The sequence below is a fragment of the Polaromonas sp. CT11-55 genome, from assembly GCF_047303325.1.
Lineage (GTDB): Bacteria > Pseudomonadota > Gammaproteobacteria > Burkholderiales > Burkholderiaceae_C > Polaromonas.
Genome location: NZ_JBKBEX010000010.1, coordinates 13,646 through 33,203, shown reverse-complemented (window position 1 = coordinate 33,203; position 19,558 = coordinate 13,646). Strand labels below are relative to the sequence as shown.

Here is a 19,558-nt window from a genome sequence, read left to right as displayed (position 1 = left end):
TGACGCGACACTAGGAGCTGACTTCGTGGACCGAGTGCCAGGAAGCGATCAGATGGTGCAGTCCAGCGGCATCGGTGCTGGTCTTGAGTTGCTCGCGCAAGGTGCTGTCGCTGAGCAGTTCGGCGATTTCCGAGAGGATCTCGAGGTGTTTTTGCGTGGCGGCCTCGGGCACCAGCAGGAAGATCAGCAGGGCCACGGCCTGCTCGTCCGGCGCGTCGAAGCCGATCGGCGACTGCAGCAGGAACACCGCCGCCATAGGAGCCTTGAGCCCCTTGATGCGGCCGTGCGGAATCGCCACCCCATGGCCGAGACCGGTCGAGCCCAGGCGTTCACGGGCGAACAGGCTGTCGGTGATCAGCGCGCGGTTCAGGCCGTGCTGGTTCTCGAACAGCAGCCCGGCTTCTTCAAAAGCACGCTTTTTGCTGGTCGCTTCGACGCTGACCAGCACTTGGGAGGGGGGCAAAATTTGCGAAAGACGGTTCATAACAATCTTTTAGTCGCCGAATTATGCACTTTGCAGCGGGTTTGCTGGGAAAAGAGGCATAAAAAAGCCGCTTGAGCCCTCAAGCGGCTTTTTTCATGCAATTTGCGCAAACCCGGTGCCGGTTGCCAAGGCGAAGCCTCCAGTCGGGCCGCGTTGGGAACAGCGCGCCCCCTTGGCAGGGCGGCGCACCGGCTCGGGCAAAAAACGGGTAGGCCCTTCAGGCCTGGCGCTTGGCGGCAACGTGGTGGTGGTCCTGGGTTCTGGTTTTGTAGCGCCCGACCTGGCGATCCAGCTTGTCGGTCAACTCGTCTACAGCAGCGTAAAGATCAGCGTGGGAACTCTCGGCAAACAGGTCGCGGCCCTTGACATGCACATTGCACTCGGCCCGCTGGCGTCTTTCCTTTTCTTTCATGTTGTCCACTGTCAACAGGACTTTTACGTCCACTACCTGGTCGAAATGCCGGGTAATCCGATCCAGCTTGCTCGTCACGTAGCCGCGCAACGCGGGGGTGACTTCAAGATGGTGACCGCTGATCGTCAAGTTCATAAAGAGACTCCTTTTCCAAAGTTGGAGCTGGGGTTGAAAACACCACCCGGCCCGTGAGGGGAGGGTGGCAGACGGGGACAACGCTCTTGGATTCACTATGCGCCCGAAGGCCGTCAATTGCAACCGGGCTTGCAATAAATAATGAAACCTTCTGAAAATCCTCTTGACCGGTACGGTGCCGCATTCGCGAGGCCGGTCGGGGTGCCGTTCCCGCAGGTGCGGCAAGCGCTTGATTTCGCAGGCTTTTTGCGGCCGGAGCCACGCTTGGAGGGATGCCAGGCTTGCGGGAAATCCGCGCGGGCGGCATCATGCGGGCAAGGTTCACGCCGGCTGCTCCGGGGCTGAAACAAGGGTCCATCCAGGACCGGGAAGCTGTGTGCCGGGCTGCAGGAAAACCATAACAACAGGCCTCTTCACGACCATGCACCGCCTGCTTTTCCCCTGTTCGCCTCCGACCCGGCCCGGCCATGTCGCTTGAGACCATTATTTCCTCCGCATTAACCCGGCCCGACGAGGACCGCAGTGCGCTGGTGCTCATGGGCGGCGGGGCGCGCACCGCCTACCAGGCCGGCGTGCTGCATGCGCTGTCGACCATGTTGAGCCTGCAGGGCGGCGGGGCTGGCGAGCGTTTTCCGTTCAACATCCTGGTGGGCACCTCGGCCGGCGCGCTCAATGCCGCTTTCCTCGCGAGCCGCGCCGGCGAAGGCTTGCAGGCCTTTGCGCAGCTGGCGGCTTTCTGGACCACGCTGCGCTCCTCGCATGTTTACAAGCTCAAGGTTCCGGCCTGGATACGCTCGAGCCGCATCGCCGCGGCGCTGTTCCTGTCGCAGCAGGTGCGGGCGCAGCAGGCGCTGCTGGACAACACGCCGCTGGTGGACACGCTGCACCGCACCATCTCGCTGGGTCGCATCGAGCAGGCCCTGCAGGACAGGACGCTTCGCGCCGTGGCCGTCACGGCTTCGAGCTACAGCAGCGGCGTGCACTGGACCTTCTGCCAGATGGCGGCGGGCCGGCAGTCCGACCTGTGGAGCCGACCCGGGCGCCGCGCCGAATTCCAGCCCATCACCATCGAGCACCTGATGGCCTCCAGCGCCATCCCTTTCCTGTTTCCGGCCACGCCGCTGTGGGTGGACGGCCATCCCGAGTTCTTCGGCGACGGCTCCATGCGCCAGAGCTCGCCGCTGTCGCCCGCGCTGCACCTGGGTGCCGGCAAGGTGCTGGTGATAGGCGTGGGCCAGCCCGAACGCGCCGGCTTTGTGGGCGGAGGCAACGGCGCCAACGTCACCGGCCGGCCTTCGCTGGGCGCGATTGCCGGCCATGCCATGGCCAGCGTTTTCCAGGACACGCTGCAGGCCGACGTGGAGCAGGCGCAGCGTGTCAGCAAGACCGTGCGCCAGATGCCGCGCGAGATCGCGGCCATCATGCCCTACCGGCCGGTGGACATCCTCGCGATCGCACCCTCGCAATCGCTGGACGCGTTGGCCCAGGCCCATGCGTCCGAACTGCCCGCGGCGACCTACAACGCCCTGGCGGGCCTGGGCGCGCTGGGCGCCAAGGGCAGCCCCGGCGGCGCCGCGCTGGCCAGCTACCTGCTGTTCGAGCCGGGTTTTGTGAAGGCGCTGATGGCGCTGGGCGAGCGCGACGCCTATGCGCGCAAGGACGAGCTCATCGCCTTTTTTATGTAGCCTAAGCCGGGCCTGAAATGCCATAATCGCCGCAGTTCAATTACGGAGAAATCCTTGGAAAGCAGCCCTAGTCGCTAGCTTTCAACACCGCAGACTGACGCAGGCTTGCAAAGGCTCACGTTCAAAAGAGGGGTTGAAAGCGATGCACCATCCCACCTCCCCTTTACCGCGCTTTGCGCAAGGCCTGAGCGCAGGCCTTGTGTGCAGGTCCCTGAACCGATAGGCAGTCAGTCATGCTCAATATTTTCACGCTCGCCAACGGCCGGCTTTTCCAGGAAGAAATCGAATCCCTGGAAGAACTCTCCAGGTTCCAGCCCATCTGGGTGGACCTGGAGTCCCCCACCCTCGAAGAAAAACGCTGGATCAAGCAGTACTACGGCCTGTCCATCCCGGAAGACGCGATGGACGAAGACATCGAGGAGTCGGCGCGCTTTTACGAGGAAGACAACGGCGAGCTGCACATACGCTCGGACTTCCTGATCGCCGACGATGCCGAGCCGCGCACCGTGCGCGTGGCCTTCATCCTGAACCTGGTCAACGACGACCTCAAGAGCAAGGGCGTGCTGTTCTCCATCCACGACGAGGACGTGCCGGTGTTCCGGCTGCTGCGCATGCGCGCGCGCCGCGCCCCCGGCCTGATCGAGGATGCCAAGGAAGTGCTGCTCAAGCTGTTCGACGCCGACGCCGAATACTCGGCCGACACGCTGGAAGGCATTTACGTTGAGCTAGAGAAAGTCAGCACCCAGGTGCTGTCGGGCGACGTGACCGACGCGCTGGCCGGCGAAGTGCTGGGCAGCATTGCCCGCCACGAAGACTTGAACGGCCGCATACGCCGCAACATGATGGACACGCGCCGCGCCGTCAGCTTCATGATGCGCAGCAAGATGCTCAATGCCGAACAGTTCGAGGAGGCGCGGCAGATCCTGCGCGACATCGACTCGCTGGACTCGCACACCGCCTTCCTGTTCGACAAGATCAACTTCCTGATGGATGCCACGGTCGGTTTCATCAACATCAACCAGAACAAGATCATCAAGATCTTCTCGGTGGCCAGCGTCGCACTGCTGCCGCCCACGCTGATCGCCAGCGTCTACGGCATGAACTTCAAGCTCATGCCCGAGCTGGACTGGTCGCTGGGCTACCCCTACGCGATCCTGCTGATGGTGGCGAGCGCCGTTGTGCCCATGTGGTACTTCAGGAAGCGCGGCTGGCTCAAGTAGCGCAAGGCGCTGCGCCGCGGCCGTTCAGGCATCGCCGTAGACCGGCTCGCAGCGCACCTCGGTCTTCACCGAGTTGGCGATAAAGCAGGCCTCGTGCGCGTCGTGGTGCATCTTGGCCAGCTCTTCGCGGCTGGGCCGGTGCTCGCCGGAAAATGTCACCTCGGGATGTAGCGTGACCACGGTCATGGCCACCTTGCCTTCCGCGTTTTTTTCCATGACACCGCTCGCCGCGTCGAAGTAGCGGTCCACGCGAAACTTGCGTTTGACAGCCATGGTCAGGAACCACAGCATGTGGCAGCTCGACAGCGCGGACACAAAAGCCTCTTCCGGGTCCAGCGCCGAGGCGTCGGACATGGGCAGCGGCACGACGGAAGGCGAGGACGAACCCGGGACCTCCAGGCCGCCGTCAAAGCGCAGCAGGTGGCGGCGGCTGTAACGGTTGTCCAGGAAGTTGGCGTCCTTGCGTTCCCACAAGGTTTGTGCGGTGTAGTGCGACATGTTTCGAAGGTCCGGAGTGGATCAATTGAAGAAGTTGCGCAGCGCGCGTGCGGTGGCCTCGGGCTGCTCTTCGGGAATGAAATGCCCGGCGGGCATGGCCTGGCCGCTGACTTCGCCGCCGCACTGAGCCCGCCACAGCGCCATCGGGTCGAACAGGCGGTGCACCACACCGCGCTCGCCCCACAGCACCAGCAGCTCGCAGGCCAGCTTCAGGCCCTGCGCGCGACCGTCGCGGTCGTGCTCCAGGTCTATGCCGGCGCTGGCGCGGTAGTCCTCGCAGGCGGCGTGCAGCGCTTCGGCATTGCAAAAGCTGCGCTCGTATTCGGCCAGCGCCTGCGGCTCGATGTAGTTCAGTCCGGCGCTGCCCCAGCCGCCCAGCTTGGCGTGCAGATAGGCCTTGGCGGTTTCCGGGTGGTTGGCGCCCATCATGATCTCGGGCAGCGGCGCGGGCTGCAGCATGTGGAACCAGTGGTAGTAGGCGCGGGCAAAGGCCATATAGGGCTCGGTCATGCTGCGGCCTTCATACATGTCGAGCGTGGGCGCGATGTCGATGACGCAGAGTTTGGACACGCGTGCGGCATGGTCCAGCGCCAGCCTGTGCGCCACACGCCCGCCGCGGTCGTGGCCGCACAGGAAGAAGCGGTTCACGCCCAGCGCGTCCATGACGCCTATCATGTCGTGCGCCATGTTGCGCTTGCTGTAATTGCTGTGGTCGGGCAGGCCCGCCGTCTTGGAGGAGTCGCCGTAGCCGCGCAGGTCGGGCATCACCAGGAAATAGTCGCCGGCCAGGCGCTGGGCCACGCGGTGCCACATCACATGCGACTGCGGAAAGCCGTGCAGCAGCAACAGGGCCGGGCGCAGCGGCTCGCCCAGCGTGGTTTTCGAGACGCGTGCGTTGATGGAGGCGCCGTTAACCTCGAAGCTGCGCGATTCAAAACCGTCAAACCAGGGCATGGGCTACTCCCGTCGGGGTTCAAGTCTTGCGTGGGGCTAGTGCCGTGACGCCAGGTATTTTTGCAGATTTGCCGCCGCCTGGGCCCTGACCTTGGCGCGCAGAAAAGGCGTCCAGCCCAGCAGCAGGCCCGGTGCGCCCAGCGCTTGGCGCGACCAAGCCCAGAAATCGAAGCGGTCGCGGTGGCGGCTGATGAGCCCCTGTTCGTTGAATTCGAACTGGCCGTCGATCACGTTGTGCACCATGCGCCCGGTGGTGCTGAAACGGTAGTCGGCCTCCCAGTGCGATTTTCCGGTCTGCGCGCCGGCCTCAATGCCGCTGTAGGTCAGCTTCCAGACGTCGGCGCCCTTGGCCTTGGTCACGTCACAGAGCATGTGCCACATGCCGGTGACCTCCTTGTGACCGCGCAGCGAGAAGGCCTCGTCGTCGAACTGGGCGTCGGACGCGTAGCAGGCTGCCATGGCATCTGAGTCGAGGCGGGCGAAGGAAGCGTAGAAGTGATCGAGGGTGATCTGGTTGGGATGCATGCTGTCTCCTGGTCGGCAATGTCGGCAATGTCGGTGAGGATCGGGTCCGCGAACTCTATAGCGACCGGCGCGGGGCGGGCGTCACTCAGGCGTCAGCCGGCCTCTTGCGGTGCTTCCGGTGCTTCCGGCGCTTCCGGTTCTTGCAGCAATTGCAGCAATTGCAGCAGCCGCCGCAGCGCGTATTCCACCGTGGCGCCGCGCACCGCGGCTCGGTCGCCGTCAAAGCGCTGGACTTCCGACACCAGCCGCCCCGGCAGCGCGAAGCCAAACCATACCGTACCCACGGGTTTGGCGGCGCTACCGCCCGTCGGGCCGGCCACCCCCGTGACCGCCACGGACACCTGCGCGCGAGAATGCGCCAGCGCACCAGAGGCCATGGCGCGGGCCACTTCCTCGCTGACCGCGCCGTGGCGTGCGATGAGCGGGGCCGGGACGCCCAGCAGTTCCGTCTTGGCTTCATTGGAATAGGTGACAAAGCCGCGCTCAAACCAGTTGCTGGAGCCGGCCAGGTCGGTGCAGGCCGCGGAAATCATGCCGCCGGTGCAGCTTTCGGCGGTGGCCAGCATCCGGCCCTGGGCCTGCAGCAGGCCGGCGAGCTGTTCCGTCAGCTCGGCTACGCCGCTCACCAGAACCTCCAGAGCGCGATCACCAGCAGCGCGCAAAACGCCGCCACGAAATCATCAAATAGGATGCCGAAGCCGCCGCGCCAGTTAAAGCCCTTGAAGGCCTGGTCGGCCCAGGCCACGGGACCGGGTTTGACGGCATCAAAAAAGCGGAACAGCGCAAACGCGGCCAGCTGGGCCCCGAAGTCCGCGGGCATCACCAGCCATAGCACCAACCAGAAGGCCACGACTTCGTCCCAGACGATGCTGCCCGGGTCGAGTACGTTCATGGCCTTGGCTGTCACGGTGCAGGCCCACCAGCCCACCAGTGTTGAAGCCGCGATCAGCCAGCCCATCTCGGCTGGCGTGAGCCACTGCTGCAGCACCAGGAAGGCCAGCCAGGCCCAGAGTGTGCCGGCCGTGCCGGGCGCGACCGGGCTCAGGCCGGCGCCAAAGCCCAGGGCAATGAAGTGCGCGGGGTGCGTCAGCAGGAATTTCGCGGTGGGCCGGAAGGCGGGCAGCGGCGTGGTGGTGTCGGTCATGTGTGGGGGCGGGCAGCGAATGCCCGGGGCAGTGGTTGATTTTGTCACAGCGGTTTCACACGCGGTCGGCACAGTCCAGCGATTCAGTAGACAAGAGGGAATTCGGGATGAGCAAACACAAGCAGGTTTTGAACAGGATGAACGCCTTGACCCTGGCCGCCGCCTGCGCGCTGTGCCTTGCGGCCGGCAGCGGCCGCGCCCAGACGGCGCCGGCCGTGGAGGCTACGCTGGCGGGCCATGCGGTCCTGGGCGCCGACGCTTCGGTGGCGGCGCCGCGCGATGCGGGGGCATTCTTTGCCACGGCGGGCAAGTTTGCCAATGCCAAACGCCAGCGCAACGAGCAGCTCGGCAGCGAAAGCGCCAACACCTTTGTCGGAGACCCCAAATACCCGCGCGCCTCCGGCGGCGCGCTGCCCATGAAGGGCCAGTCGGTGCAGGGTTTTTCGGGCATTGTCTCCCTGGGCAAAGGCGAATTCCTGGCGCTGACCGACAACGGTTTCGGCAACAAGGTCAACTCGCAGGACGCGCTGCTGATGGTGCACCGGCTGTCCGTCGACTGGGGCAAGGGTCGGGTCCTGCGCCGCGGCACGACCTTCCTGAGCGACCCCCACAAGCGTATTCCTTTCCACATTCAGAACGAAAACACCTCGCGGCGCTACCTCACGGGCATCGATTTCGATCCGGAATCCCTGCAGGTGGTGGGCAATGAATGGTGGATAGGCGACGAATACGGCCCCTACCTGCTGCGCACCGACTTCCAGGGCCGGGTGCTGGGCGTGATCGAAACCGTCATCAAGGGCAAGCTGCTGGCTTCGCCCGACCACTACATGCAGGGCCGCCTGCCCAACCTGCCCGGCGAGGCCTTGTTCGAGGTGCGCCGCTCCAACGGCTTTGAAGGCATGGCCAAATCACCAGACGGCAGCAAGCTTTATCCCATGTTTGAAGGCCCGCTGTTCGATACCGCGGCCAAAAGCGTGGAGAAAACCGGCGACAAGACCTATGTGCGCATCAACGAGGTGGACGTTGCCTCGGGCAGCTACACCGGCAAGCAGTGGAAGTACCTGCTCGAGGAAGTGGGCAATGTCGCGGCCGATTTCCAGCTGCTGGACGCCACCACGGGCCTGGTGATAGAGCGCGACGACAGCACCGAAGGCCAGGCGCCGGCCTGTCCGGGCGAAGCGCGCACCGACTGCTTCACGCGGCCCGCGCGTTTCAAGCGCGTCTACAAGATAGACCTGGCGGCCGCCGATGCCGATGGTTTTGTGCGCAAGGTGGCCTATATCGACCTGACCCGCATCGCCAACCCGCAACGCCTCGCGAAGCTGGGGCCCAATGAAGCGATGTTTTCGCTGCCGCATCTGGGCCCCGAAGGCCTGGCGATTGTCGACGCGACCCACATCGTGCTGGTCAACGACAACAATTTTCCCTATTCATCGGGGCGCGAAATCGGCAAGCCCGATGCCAATGAGCTGACTTTGCTGGATATCCGCGCGCTGGTCGACGCCAGATAACCCGGCCGGATCAACCGGTAGGGGGTCAGCGGATCAAGTCTCCTTCGTGGCTGAACCATTCGGCCCAGTAGTCAATGCAGGCCCGGATCTTCGGCAGCCGGTGGCGCCCGCCCAGCGTCACGGCATGGATGGGCACGGGCTGCTCGTCGACAAAGCCCGGCAATACCGGCACCAGCAGGCCGCGCCGCACCAAGGGCTCGGCCGCCAGCATGGCAAAGCGCGCAATGCCCAGGCCTTGCAGGGCCAACTGGCTGGTTGTGCCGGTGGAGTCGGCGCGCCAATGGCCGTCTGCCGTGATCACCACGGGCTGGCCGTTGATGATGAAGGGCCAGCGGTTGAGCGTTGTCGCGCCGCTGTTGCTGATCAGGCGATGCCGGCCCAGGTCGTCGGGATGCTCGGGCGTGCCGTGGGCCTCCAGATAGCTCGGCGTGGCGTATAGCCTGCGCCCATGCGTGCCGATCTGTCGCATCACCGTGTTCTCGTTGGTGTGCGTGCCGCTGCGGATCGCGATGTCGACACCGTCGCGCACCATGTCCACAAGGCGGTCGTCCACCTTCAGCTCCACGCGAACGTGCGGATGGCGCCGGCTAAGTCCTTCGAGGCTGGGCACCAGCAGGTACTCGGCCATCACGGTGCTGGCCGCCACTCGCACCCAGCCGCTGGCCTCGCCGCTCTGGCTGGCGAACTCGCCTTCCAGGTCGTCCAGTGTGTGTGTCATGCGTCGGCAATAGCCGAGAAAGGTCTCACCTTCGGGTGTGAGGGTCAGCGCGTGCGTACTGCGCTGCACCAGCCGCGCGTTGCAGGTTTTCTCGATGCGGGCGATAGCGCGCGACACCTGGCTGACGGGCACGCCTCGGGCGCGGGCCACGGCCGAGAAGCTGCCCAGTTCGGCCACGCGCGCGAACAGGTGCATGTCGTCAAAGTTCAGGTTGCGCATGCCGGCCATATTACCCATCGCCGGGCTTTTTGTTTTGCGTCCGGCGCAAGACGCATTTGCGCCGCGGGTGGTTTCCGGCGGCGATGATTTTGCGCACAGTGGAGGCGTACCTCAACCGAAAGGACGCTCTCATGAACTCCCTCTACACCGCAGCCGAAGAAAAGCGCCTGGCCGCCGCCGCGATAGCTGAAGCCCGGCATTTGCGTGCCCTGGCACCAGCCCAATTCTGGTCGGCGCTGGGCCGCTTCACGCGTGGGCTGGTGCACCCAGGGCGCCCGGGCGCCGCCACCCGCCCTCAGGCGAAGTGATCGAAAGACGCGTAGCGCCGCTCAATCAGCGCGCCGGCCGCGTCCAGCAGGCGCAGGCCGGGGTCCGCGTTGATGCGGCCTATGCGGCTGACAGGTGTTTGCGCCTGCTTTGCCGCCGCCTGCACGGCTTCGCGGGCCGACTCGGGCGCGGTGAAGGCGAGTTCGTAATCGTCGCCGCCGGCCAGCGTGAACTCCAGCTGTTTTTCAGCGCCAATGCCGGTTCCGGACCAATCAGGGTGGGCGCAAGCGGCCACCAAACGGGTAGCAAGTGCCGTCTCGAGCGTGGCGCCAGCACGCGAGGCGCGCAGGATGTGCTGCAGGTCGCCGATCAGGCCATCGCTCACGTCGATGGCTGCCGAGGCGATGCCGCGCAGCGCCTGGCCCAAGGCCACGCGCGGTGTGGGTTGCTCCAGACGGCGCCTGGCCTGGGCCAGCAAGCCTAGCGGCAGAGGCACGGTGCCGCGCAGCGCTTCCAGCGCAAGCCGGGCGTCGCCCAGCGTGCCGCTGACGTACACATCATCGCCGGCTTTTGCGCCCGAGCGCAGCAGCGCCTGGCTTTTGCCGTTCAGCACCGGTACTTCGCCGAATACGGTGATGCAAATATTGAGCGGCCCCTGCGTGGTGTCGCCGCCCACCAGTTCGCAGCTGTGCGCATCGGCCAACGCCAGCAGGCCTTTTGAAAACGCGGCCAGCCAGGCCTCGTCGACCCGCGGCAAGGCCAGGGCCAGCGTGAAGGCCAGGGGCTTGGCGCCGCAGGCGGCCAGGTCGCTCAGGTTGACGGCCAGCGCCTTGTGGCCCAGCGTGAGAGGATCCACGTCAGCGAAGAAGTGCCGGCCCTCGACCAGCATGTCGCTGGAAATCGCCAGCTGCGTGCCGGGCGCGGGCTGCAGCAGCGCGCAGTCGTCGCCCACGCCCAGCGCCGCGCGCGCGGCGGGGCGCGTGAAGTAGCGCGCAATCAGGTCAAATTCACCCATGGCGCAGAGCATACAGGCTGCGCCGGCGGAGGGGTTCAGGAATTCTGCTGGTGCGTCACGCCGCCGCGAAAACGTTCCGACGCCTGGCGTATGACTTCGGCCAGCAGGTGTTCCTCACCTTGTCTTTCGCGCAGCCAGCGGGCGTCGTTGTCGCCGCGCTCCACGCTGTTGCGCAGCAGGTGCAGCGACGCGCCCGCGCCCATGGCGGTGGCATGGCGTTCGATCTGGCCCATGGTTTGGAGGATGTGCTCGCGCAATGGCATGTGGCCGCCGGTGGCGGGGTCCACGTAGACCGCGTCCAGGCCGAAGCGGCAGGCCTGGAAACGGTTGTAGGTGTAGACCAGGTAGTCGTCCTCGATGGGCACAAAGGGTTGCTCGTGCATGAACCAGGAGGCCAGCGACTGGACAAAGCCGGCCAGCGCGGTGGCGCGCTCCACCGTGAGCGGCGTGTCGAACACGCGGATCTCGATGGTGCCGAACTCCGGCTTGGGCCGGATGTCCCAGTAGAAGTCCTTCATGCTCTTGACCACACCGGTGCGCGTCATCTTGTCGAAGTACACGGTGAAATCGTCCCAGGTCAGCGCGAAGGGCGCGCGGCCCGAGAGCGGAAAGGCGAACACCGAGTTGAGCCGGGCCGAGTCGAAGGCCGTGTCCTGGCCCTGCACATAGGGCGAGGAGGCCGACAGCGCGATGAAGTGCGGAATGTAGCGCGACATGCGGTGCAGCGTGAGCAGCGCGCTGTCGGCGTCGGGGCAGCCCACGTGCACGTGCTGGCCGAAGATGGTGAACTGCTTGGAAAGATAGCCGTAGAGCTCGGACAGCTCGCGAAAGCGCGGCTTGTCGTAAATGCGGCGTTCATGCCACTGCTGGAAGGGGTGTGTGCCGCCGCCGACCACCGCGATGTTGAGCTTGTCGGCGCTCTTGACCAATGCGTCGCGGATCTGCGAAAGCTGGCCCAGCACCTCCGAAGCGTTGTGGCAGATCCCGGTGGAAACTTCAATCATGCTGGAGGTCATCTCGGGCACCACGGCGCCGGGCAAGGGGATTTTGGACATCAGGCGCAGCATGTCCTCGGCATAGGGCGCGAGGTCGTAGTCGTGCGTGTTCACCAGCTGCAGCTCAAGCTCCACGCCCAGCGACAGCGCGGCCGATTTGTGAAAAGGTTCAAGGCTCATGGACGGGTCCGGATGCGGGGCCGCGCGTGAGCGGCGCCCAGGGTTTGGAACTTTCGCCGGCGCGGTAAATGGCCACGGTGGCCAGCACCGCGCCCAACACCTCCATCAGCAGGATGGCGGGCAGGGCCACGCTGGCAATCTGCCGGCCCAGGGCACCCGAGGCCGTGGCGAACTGCGACACCAGCAGTAGCGCGACCGAGGACATCGGCGACATCGCGCAGCCCACCCACAAGGCTTGTTTCCAGCTGGCACCGCTGCCCACGTTGCCGATGGCGACGCCGATGATCTTGGCCGCCATGCGCGCCAGGACCATGGCGATGACGAGGCCGGCCACCGGGCCGCTCCAGTCGGCCTGCGCCGCCACCACCGAGACCAGCACGAACATCAGCATGGTCAGCATGGCGGAGGCCGTGCCCATCTGCCGCGGCCACGACCAGGGGCGCGGGTTGAGCTGCTTGAGCAGCATGCCGCCCAGCAGCGCCGCCAGCGGCGCCGAGCCGCCGAAGTGGGCCGCCAGCGCGGCGCCCGCGGCGATCAGGGCCAGCAGCAGGATGGCGGTGTTTTCGCTGGTGGGACTCATCACGCGCAGCGCGGTTCGCAGCGTGAGCGCCAGCACCGCGCCCACCACCACCGACAGCCCCAGCACCACCAGCACCGGGTAGAGGGTGCTGAGCACGCTGGCCACACCCGATTCGGGGCGGTGCATCATGCCGGCGCGGGCGCTGCACAGCGTGAGCGCATAGAGGGTGCCCAGCGTCGACAGCACCAGTGCGCGTTCGGTGACCGGGCCGGCCGCGCGCGTGTCTATGGCCACGCGCGACAGCACGGCCGGCGACGCAGCCATGGCCAGCAGGGCCAGTGGTTCGGCCACGGCGACGCGCACGCTCATCGCGCCCAGGGCCCAGTAAACCAGGATGAAGGTCAACGCCGATTCGGCCAGGCTTTGCACCAGCACCATGGGGTTGTGGCGAAACCAGCGCAGCGGAATGCGTCCGCCGGCCTCGAACAGCACCACGGCCACGCCCAGCTCCAGCAGAAAGAGCCCCGTGCCCTGCAGCGGCCAGACCGCGCCGGTGAAACCGGCCAGGCCGGCAAAGCCGCCGACCAGCGAATAGCCGACCACCTTGGGCAGGCCGGTGTAGCGGTTCAGCAGATGGCCCGCGGCGGCGGCCACCGCGAGCAGGATGGACCACTGCACGGTCGGCAAACCTGCCGAAGGTTTGATCCATTCGGCCCAGATGGCCAGAATTTCATTCATGGGGAAAGGGTCTCCACTCTGGTAGGAACTTCTGCAGACAAACCGCCTGAAGGCAGCATGTTGCGCGTTGGTCGGCCAGCCTTGCGGCGTGAGGCCCGGTGGGTTTGCGCGAACGAAACGTGTTGCATTAATTTACAGGCGCCCCGGGGACGAGCCTGTAGGACAAGGTCGGAAATAAGGCCCCCACGCTTTTCACTGCGTCTTCGACTTCGTGTAATGCGCTGCCCCCCCCGAGGGGGCGCTGCGCCTGCGGCCCGGCAAAGCCGGTTCCGCGGCCCCTGCTTGCTTGAAGAGTCAGTGGTTGTAACTCTGAGGAGGGGTGTTCACCAGTGGGGGCCGAGGGTCCGGCTTCGCCGGCCCCAGGCGCCGCCCCCTTGAGGGGGGAACAGGCTACACGCAGTGAGCCTGGACGGGGGTGAGCTTATTCAGAGGGCATAAAGAAGCTGCGCGGATGGCTGCGCCAGCGCGCCCAGATGGCGGCGCGAATGCGGGCCCGGTCCACATTGCTTACGTTGTGCGCCTGCAGGGCCAGGCGGAACGCGAGGTAAAAACTCACGCCGAGGTTCAGCGCGCCTATCAGCGGAATGGCCGCGACGCACCACCAGATGGTGGGGTGCCTGAAGGCTTCCAGGCCCAACGAGGCGCCGGCTGCGGCCAGCTGGCCGGTGGACAGCGTGACGTGGCGCGCCTGGAGTTCCACGCCGAAGAAGCCGGTGAAGGCCGGGATCAGCCCCAGCATGAAGCCCAGCGCGATGTTGGAGGCGAAGCCCGAGATGTTGTCGCGCATGAAGCTTGACCAGCGGGCCGCGCGCTCGCTGCCCAGCACGGCGGTGATGCGCGGGTTGTGGCGCATGGCCGAGTCCAGGCGGTGCAGCACGAACCAGTTTTCGGTCCAGCCCGCGATCATGCTGGCCGCGAACAGGATGCCGCCGGTAAAGCCCGCCCACATCAGCGTGGGGCCCAGCAAAGTCAGTGTGCCCAGCACATGCTCGGCCTCGGTGGGGCTGATCATGGGCCGGCCCAGCAGCAACAGCACCAGCGTGTTGACCAGCAGCACCGCCGGCACCACCATGAACACGTTGCCGAAGACCGCCGCCACCTGTGAGCGCACCAGGTGCGTGACCTCATCCACAAAGGCCTCTATGGTCTTGCTGGCATCGGCCGAGCCGAGGTCCTTGAGCTTGGCCGCCATGGCCGGTGCCGTCATGGCCGGTTGCTTGGTGGCCAGCGTGAAATGCAGCAGCTGGATCATGATGAAGCTTGCGGCATACATGAGGCCGGACCAGAAGCCGCCCCAGAAGGCCGAAAGGCCCAGCGCGACGATCATGAACTTGAGCAGCGTGGTGAGGGCCGTAACGGCGCCGCCGCCCATGGCCTTGCCCAGCATTTCACGGTATTCGCCGCGCGTGCGGGTGATATAGGTCTCGCCGGTCTCGGCGCTGCGCTCGGCCACCTTGGCCGACAGCAGCGTGGAGTTGGCGCTGATCAGCGCGCTGATGCTTTTGCCCTCTTGCGCGGTGATGACGCGGCGCCCCAGCAGCTTGACGGCCGCCATGGCCGGTTTGGGCGAGACCAGGCTGTCGAGCAGCTCGCGCACGCGCAGCATGCGCTCGCGCAGCTGGCGCAGGCGAAACACCATGCCTACCGAAATGCCGTTTTCCTCCAGGTGCGTGTAGATACTGTTGACGGCCTGGCGGCAGGCGTCCAGCCGCTCGCGGTATTGCGCGATCGCGGCCTGCAATTGCGCCTCGTCCCGTTCGGGCTTGAAAAAGGCGTTGCGCAGCCCGTCGATGTCGGCCGGCAGCGCATGAAAAGCGCGCGCGTGCGGCGTGGCGCGGTTCATGCGCAGGCGCAGCTCAGGCGCGAAGCCGGTGGCACGAATCTGCGCCGTGCAGTAGGCCAGCGCGTCCATCAGGCTGTAGTGCCAGTGCAGCGTGTCCATGTCGGGGCTGGCCGACAGCAGCAGGGTAAGCCGGGCGATCTGGGGCTCCTCGAGCGCGCCCATCCACTGCGCGTCAAAGCGGGTGGGTGCCACCAGGGGAAACAGCTCTGAGGCGTCGACGGTCTCGGGCGTGCCGGGCAGCCATTTGCGGCGCAGGCGCTCGGCCAGTTCGCTGACGAAGGCCGTGCGCGGCGCGAAGCCGAAATCGGCCAGCAAGGTGGTGATGTCGACCGTCTGGATCAGCGTCTGCCACCAGGCCTGCAGGCGGGCGCGCAGCTCGGGCTGCATCTCGACGGCATCGATGAAGGCCTGCACCCGCGCGACCGCGGCCGGGACGGAAGTCTGGTCGCCGCGTATCCATTCGAAAAGCTTGATCAGCCAGACATGGCGCTGGGCCAAGCCGGCGTCCGGATCCAGCGCCTTGAGCAGGGATGCCAGGTCTTTCATCGGGCGGTCAGGACGGGATGCTCAATGCAGGACGCGGCCGGGCGGGGTGCTGCCGTTGCCGGTGTGCGCTTCCAGCACGAACATGGGAATAGGCGCCTCGAAGCGTTCACCGTCCTCGGCGACGCAAAAATAGCTGCCGTGCATGGTGCCGCTGGGCGTGCGCAGGCGCGACCCGCTGGTGTACTGGAAGGATTCGCCCGGCTTGAGCAGCGGCTGGTGGCCGACCACGCCCAGGCCCTTGACTTCTTCGTTGTGCCCGTTGGCGTCGCTGATGACCCAGTGGCGCGAAATCAGCTGGGCCGTCACTTCGCCAGTATTGGTAACCGTGACGGTATAGGAAAACCCGTAGACGTGGTCTTCCGGCGCCGATTGCTCGGGCAGGTATTGGGGGACGACTTCGCAGGAGAACTGATATTTGGGCATGCGCGACCATGTTAACCGCCTGCCGTGGCTGTTGGCCCGGCGAAACAGCGGGCAACACTGCGGGCAGGCGGGGGCCACGGCTTGCTGCGACAATCCTGCCATGCCTAAAAACCAGCCGCCCACCTATCGGATCGCTCCTTCCATCCTGTCCGCTGATTTCGCCCGCCTGGGCGACGAGATTAAAGCCGTCATCGCCGCCGGCGCCGACTGGATCCACTTCGACGTGATGGATAACCACTATGTGCCCAACTTGACTTTCGGGCCGATGATTTGCCAGGCGCTCAAGCCGCACGCCAAAAAGGCCGACGGCACCCCGGTGCCGGTGGACGTGCACCTGATGGTGCAGCCCGTCGATGCGCTGGCCGCGGCCTTTGCCGACGCCGGCGCCGACCTGATCAGCTTTCACCCCGAGGCCTCCGGCCATGTGCACCGAAGCGTGCAGGCCATCAAGGCCAAGGGTTGCAAGGCCGGGCTGGTGTTCAACCCGGCCACGCCGCTGGACGTGCTGGATTGGATGATCGAGGATATCGACCTGATCCTGATCATGAGCGTCAACCCCGGTTTCGGCGGGCAAAGCTTCATCGACTCGGCGCTGCGCAAGATCGAACAGGCGCGCAAGCGCATCGAAGCTTCGGGCAAGGACATCCGCCTCGAAGTCGACGGCGGCATCAAGGCCGACAACATCGCGCGCGTGGCTGCTGCCGGCGCCGACACCTTTGTGGCAGGAAGCGCCATTTTTGGGAAACCCGACTACAAGGCGGTAATTGACGCCATGCGGGCGGAACTGGTGAAATAAGCCGGCGCGCGACAATGCGCACCCGCGCGCGCCAATCCCGGTAACCGGCCAGGCCGGACGCCGGCCCCCCGTCACACATGGAGGAGCCGCATGACTGAAGCCGTAAGCGAGCAAGACGGGCAGCGTCCCGCGCGCCGCGCCCGCGTCCTGGTGGTGGACGACACGGCGGACGTCAGATTTTTCCTTGTCGCCTTGCTGCGGGACGACTATGACGTGGAGGCTGCCGAGTCGGGCGAAGAAGGCCTGCAGGTGGCGCTGTCCGATCGTCGCCCCGAAATCATCCTGCTGGACGTGATGATGCCCGGCATGGACGGCTATGAGGTCATGCGGCGGCTGGCCCGCGACCCGCGCACGGCCGATATTCCCGTCATTTTCCTCACGGCGCTGAGCAGCGTGGAAGAAGAGCAGTTCGGGCTGGACCTGGGCGCCACCGACTACATCACCAAACCGATCAGCCCGCCCGTGCTGCTGGCGCGCGTGAGGCTGCACCTGGAGCGCAGCGCCAATGCCAAGCGCCTGAAGACCCTGTCCGAGCAGCTGTCGCGCTACCTTGCACCGCAGGTCTACCAGTCGCTTTTTGACGGATCCCGCCAGGCCGAAATCCAGACCCAGCGCAAACGGCTCACGGTGTTTTTCTCGGACATCAAGAACTTCACCGCCTCCACGGCGCAGTGGCAGCCCGAGGAAGTTACGTTTTTGCTCAACAGTTACTTCGAAGAGATGTCGCAGATCGCCGCCGAGTACGGCGCGACCCTGGACAAGTTCATCGGCGATGCCATCGTCATCTTCTTCGGTGATCCCCACACCCTGGGCCCGCGGCAGGACGCGGTGCAGTGCGTCAGGATGGCCATCGCCATGCAGCAGCGCATGGCCGAGCTGCGGCAGCGCTGGAAGGCCTTGGGCATCCCCAAGGCTTTCGAGATACGCATAGGCATCAACTCGGGCTTTTGCGACGTCGGCAACTTCGGCAGCAACCTGCGCATGGACTACACCATCATCGGCCGGGAGGTGAACCTCGCCGCCCGGCTGGAGCAGGCCGCCGAGCCCGGCGGCATCCTGATTTCCAGGGACACCTACGACCTGGTGCAGGGGGACATCGAGGTCGAGGAGCGCGAGCCGGTGATCGCAAAGGGGTTTTCCGAACCCATCACGGTTTACGCGGTCCGCAAAACCCCGGCCCCGCCGGCCGCGGCGGCGGGGGTGATCCAGTGCGACCGGCCCGGCCTGCGCCTGGAGCTGGATCCGGGCCGCCTCACACCCGCGCAGCGCGCGGACGCCGCCGCCGAATTGCGCAGGGCGCTGGACAGCCTGGAGCCCGCGCCGCTGGCCGTCGCGAGCATCGCCGCGCTGGCGCCGGCACCGGGAGCCGCAGCCGGCACGCAGGCCTCCCGCCTTGCCGCCGTGCAGGCGGCGGATACAGCGGGCGCCGGCGATGAAGCGCTGCCGGACAGCATTGCCGGAATCAACCTGACGGTGGGATTGAGCCGGGCAATGAATATGAAAGGCTTTTACATTTCGATGCTGCGCCGCTTTATGGACGGCCGGGCGGACACGCCGGTGCGCATACGCGAAGCGCTGGCGGCCGGTGACCTGAAGGCGGCGGAACTGCTGAGCCACTCGCTGCGCGGCGTCTCGGCGCAGATAGGCGCCACGCAACTGCCGCAGGACGCCGAGGCACTGGAGCAGGCGCTGCGCGACAACGCGCCGCGTGAGGGCATCGACGAGCTGCTGCTGCGCATGGAGGAGTCGCTGGGGGAACTGATGGAGGCCTTGCGCTCGGCCTTGCCGCCGCCCGATCCCGTGAAATCGCCATGAACACCCGGGCCGGCCCGCTTGGTGTATCTTCTTGCTGTGGGCGTACGCCATTCGGGCCGGCCCTGGACCCTTAGAATCATCAGGCAGGGCGCCCAGGCGCATGTCATGCCCCTTACCACAGAGAGGAGCTACACCGTGCAGTACAACGACATCTACGCAGTTACGCCCAAAGGCCAGCAGGAGCTGCGCAGCGCCGCCACCACGATTTCTCCGCCCGAGGTGGAACTGCTGGTGCGCCTTGACGGCATCCTGTCCATGGCCCAGATACGCCAAAGCGTGGGAGAGGCCGTGGGCGCGACGCTGGACAACACCGTCAAACTGCTGCTGGCCAAGGGTTTGGTGACGCAGGTCGCGCCGGATCCGTTCGCCGCTTCGCTGCAGTTCCAGCTGAGCCCGACGGCGCTCACGGACGCGGGTGCCGAAGCCGACCTCTGCGCGGCCACGCTCAAGAAGTCCAACTACTATGTCCGCATTGCCCGCAAGCGCGGCTCGCCGCGCCAGCGCGCGCCGGGCGAACGCCAGTCGGCCATCATCGTGGACGACGATGAGCACCTGGCCAAGTTCCTGAACCACTACCTGACCTTCGAGGGTTTCGATGTGCGGGTGGCGGGCTCGCGCGCCGAAGTGGTGGCCGAGTTCCGCAAGCCGCCGATTCCCGACCTGGTGCTGCTGGACGTCATGCTGCCTGACGCCGACGGTTTTGACATCTTGCTGCGCATCCGCTCGCACCCCCAGCTCAAGGACATTCCCGTGATCATGCTCACGGCGAAGGCAACGCGCGAGGCGGTGCTCAAGGGGCTGGCCAGCGGTGCCGACGGCTACATCACCAAGCCCGTGGAGACCGAGTCGCTGATCCAGGCGGTCCGCACCGTGCTGGGCTCGCAGTAGCGCGCGAGCATGGCGAGATGAGCCGCT

Annotated in this window: 20 protein-coding genes; 7 read left to right on the top strand and 13 right to left on the bottom strand. The window is 65.9% G+C overall.

Features of this window, described 5'->3' with window-relative positions; genetic code table 11:
* Positions 1-10 precede the first annotated feature (10 nt).
* Entirely contained in the window at positions 11-484 is a 474-nt protein-coding gene (locus ACEN8I_RS11455) for a PTS sugar transporter subunit IIA (protein ID WP_007872841.1), read from the bottom strand.
* A 217-nt stretch (positions 485-701) separates the two neighbouring features.
* The gene (gene hpf / locus ACEN8I_RS11450; protein ID WP_007872838.1) at positions 702-1,031 is read right to left on the bottom strand and encodes a ribosome hibernation-promoting factor, HPF/YfiA family; all 330 of its coding nucleotides are present in this window, start codon (positions 1,029-1,031) and stop codon (positions 702-704) included.
* A 467-nt stretch (positions 1,032-1,498) separates the two neighbouring features.
* Between hpf and ACEN8I_RS11445 the strand changes: the two genes are divergently transcribed.
* Both ACEN8I_RS11445 and corA read left to right on the top strand, forming a co-directional pair.
* Entirely contained in the window at positions 1,499-2,716 is a 1,218-nt protein-coding gene (locus tag ACEN8I_RS11445; protein WP_413328570.1) for a patatin-like phospholipase family protein, read from the top strand.
* 233 nt (positions 2,717-2,949) lie between these two features.
* Complete coding sequence (corA, locus tag ACEN8I_RS11440; protein ID WP_007872834.1) at positions 2,950-3,936, top strand: magnesium/cobalt transporter CorA; 987 nt, start codon at positions 2,950-2,952, stop codon at positions 3,934-3,936.
* Positions 3,937-3,960: 24 nt separating this feature from the next.
* On the opposite strand, the gene ACEN8I_RS11435 is transcribed toward corA, so the two are convergent.
* The 5 genes from ACEN8I_RS11435 to ACEN8I_RS11415 all read right to left on the bottom strand — a co-directional run bounded on the left by ACEN8I_RS11435 (position 3,961) and on the right by ACEN8I_RS11415 (position 7,057).
* The gene (locus ACEN8I_RS11435) at positions 3,961-4,434 is read right to left on the bottom strand and encodes an OsmC family protein (RefSeq protein WP_413328569.1); all 474 of its coding nucleotides are present in this window, start codon (positions 4,432-4,434) and stop codon (positions 3,961-3,963) included.
* Positions 4,435-4,455: 21 nt separating this feature from the next.
* Complete coding sequence (locus tag ACEN8I_RS11430) at positions 4,456-5,388, bottom strand: alpha/beta fold hydrolase (protein WP_413328568.1); 933 nt, start codon at positions 5,386-5,388, stop codon at positions 4,456-4,458.
* A gap of 36 nt (positions 5,389-5,424) precedes the next feature.
* Positions 5,425-5,913, bottom strand: a complete 489-nt coding sequence (locus tag ACEN8I_RS11425; RefSeq protein WP_413328566.1) for a nuclear transport factor 2 family protein — start codon at positions 5,911-5,913, stop codon at positions 5,425-5,427.
* A gap of 92 nt (positions 5,914-6,005) precedes the next feature.
* Positions 6,006-6,539: a CinA family protein gene (locus ACEN8I_RS11420; protein ID WP_413328565.1), complete on the bottom strand. Its 534-nt coding sequence runs from the start codon at positions 6,537-6,539 to the stop codon at positions 6,006-6,008.
* Complete coding sequence (locus tag ACEN8I_RS11415; RefSeq protein WP_413328564.1) at positions 6,536-7,057, bottom strand: phosphatidylglycerophosphatase A; 522 nt, start codon at positions 7,055-7,057, stop codon at positions 6,536-6,538. The genes ACEN8I_RS11420 and ACEN8I_RS11415 overlap by 4 nt, the downstream gene beginning before the upstream one ends.
* 137 nt (positions 7,058-7,194) lie before the next feature.
* Here ACEN8I_RS11415 and ACEN8I_RS11410 point away from each other — a divergent pair, with 137 nt between their 5' ends.
* Complete coding sequence (locus ACEN8I_RS11410) at positions 7,195-8,568, top strand: esterase-like activity of phytase family protein (protein ID WP_413328563.1); 1,374 nt, start codon at positions 7,195-7,197, stop codon at positions 8,566-8,568.
* A 25-nt stretch (positions 8,569-8,593) separates the two neighbouring features.
* Here the strand turns inward: ACEN8I_RS11410 and ACEN8I_RS11405 are convergent, their stop codons facing one another.
* Positions 8,594-9,523: a LysR substrate-binding domain-containing protein gene (locus ACEN8I_RS11405; protein WP_413328562.1), complete on the bottom strand. Its 930-nt coding sequence runs from the start codon at positions 9,521-9,523 to the stop codon at positions 8,594-8,596.
* A gap of 113 nt (positions 9,524-9,636) precedes the next feature.
* Between ACEN8I_RS11405 and ACEN8I_RS11400 the strand changes: the two genes are divergently transcribed.
* Positions 9,637-9,813, top strand: coding sequence for a hypothetical protein (locus ACEN8I_RS11400; protein WP_413328561.1), 177 nt, complete (start codon positions 9,637-9,639; stop codon positions 9,811-9,813).
* Here the strand turns inward: ACEN8I_RS11400 and thiL are convergent.
* From thiL to apaG, 5 genes are all read right to left on the bottom strand, one after another.
* Positions 9,801-10,787, bottom strand: a complete 987-nt coding sequence (thiL, locus tag ACEN8I_RS11395; protein WP_413328559.1) for a thiamine-phosphate kinase — start codon at positions 10,785-10,787, stop codon at positions 9,801-9,803. The genes ACEN8I_RS11400 and thiL overlap by 13 nt on opposite strands.
* 35 nt (positions 10,788-10,822) lie before the next feature.
* Positions 10,823-11,962 carry a YbdK family carboxylate-amine ligase gene (locus ACEN8I_RS11390; RefSeq protein ID WP_413328558.1) on the bottom strand — a complete coding sequence of 380 codons (1,140 nt, stop codon included), beginning with the start codon at positions 11,960-11,962 and terminating at the stop codon, positions 10,823-10,825.
* Complete coding sequence (locus tag ACEN8I_RS11385; RefSeq protein ID WP_413328557.1) at positions 11,952-13,220, bottom strand: cation:proton antiporter; 1,269 nt, start codon at positions 13,218-13,220, stop codon at positions 11,952-11,954. The genes ACEN8I_RS11390 and ACEN8I_RS11385 overlap by 11 nt, the downstream gene beginning before the upstream one ends.
* 421 nt (positions 13,221-13,641) lie before the next feature.
* Positions 13,642-15,609: a site-specific recombinase gene (locus ACEN8I_RS11380; RefSeq protein WP_413328556.1), complete on the bottom strand. Its 1,968-nt coding sequence runs from the start codon at positions 15,607-15,609 to the stop codon at positions 13,642-13,644.
* Between the two features lie 21 nt (positions 15,610-15,630).
* Positions 15,631-16,032, bottom strand: a complete 402-nt coding sequence (apaG, locus tag ACEN8I_RS11375) for a Co2+/Mg2+ efflux protein ApaG (RefSeq protein WP_413328555.1) — start codon at positions 16,030-16,032, stop codon at positions 15,631-15,633.
* A 100-nt stretch (positions 16,033-16,132) separates the two neighbouring features.
* Between apaG and rpe the strand changes: the two genes are divergently transcribed.
* The 3 genes from rpe (at position 16,133) to ACEN8I_RS11360 (ending at position 19,531) form a co-directional block, all read left to right on the top strand.
* Entirely contained in the window at positions 16,133-16,828 is a 696-nt protein-coding gene (rpe, locus tag ACEN8I_RS11370) for a ribulose-phosphate 3-epimerase (protein ID WP_413328554.1), read from the top strand.
* A gap of 90 nt (positions 16,829-16,918) precedes the next feature.
* Positions 16,919-18,643: an adenylate/guanylate cyclase domain-containing protein gene (locus tag ACEN8I_RS11365; RefSeq protein WP_413328553.1), complete on the top strand. Its 1,725-nt coding sequence runs from the start codon at positions 16,919-16,921 to the stop codon at positions 18,641-18,643.
* A gap of 105 nt (positions 18,644-18,748) precedes the next feature.
* On the top strand, positions 18,749-19,531 hold the full coding sequence (locus ACEN8I_RS11360) for a response regulator transcription factor (RefSeq protein ID WP_413328552.1): 783 nt from the start codon (positions 18,749-18,751) through the stop codon (positions 19,529-19,531).
* The last annotated feature ends 27 nt before the right edge of the window (positions 19,532-19,558 follow it).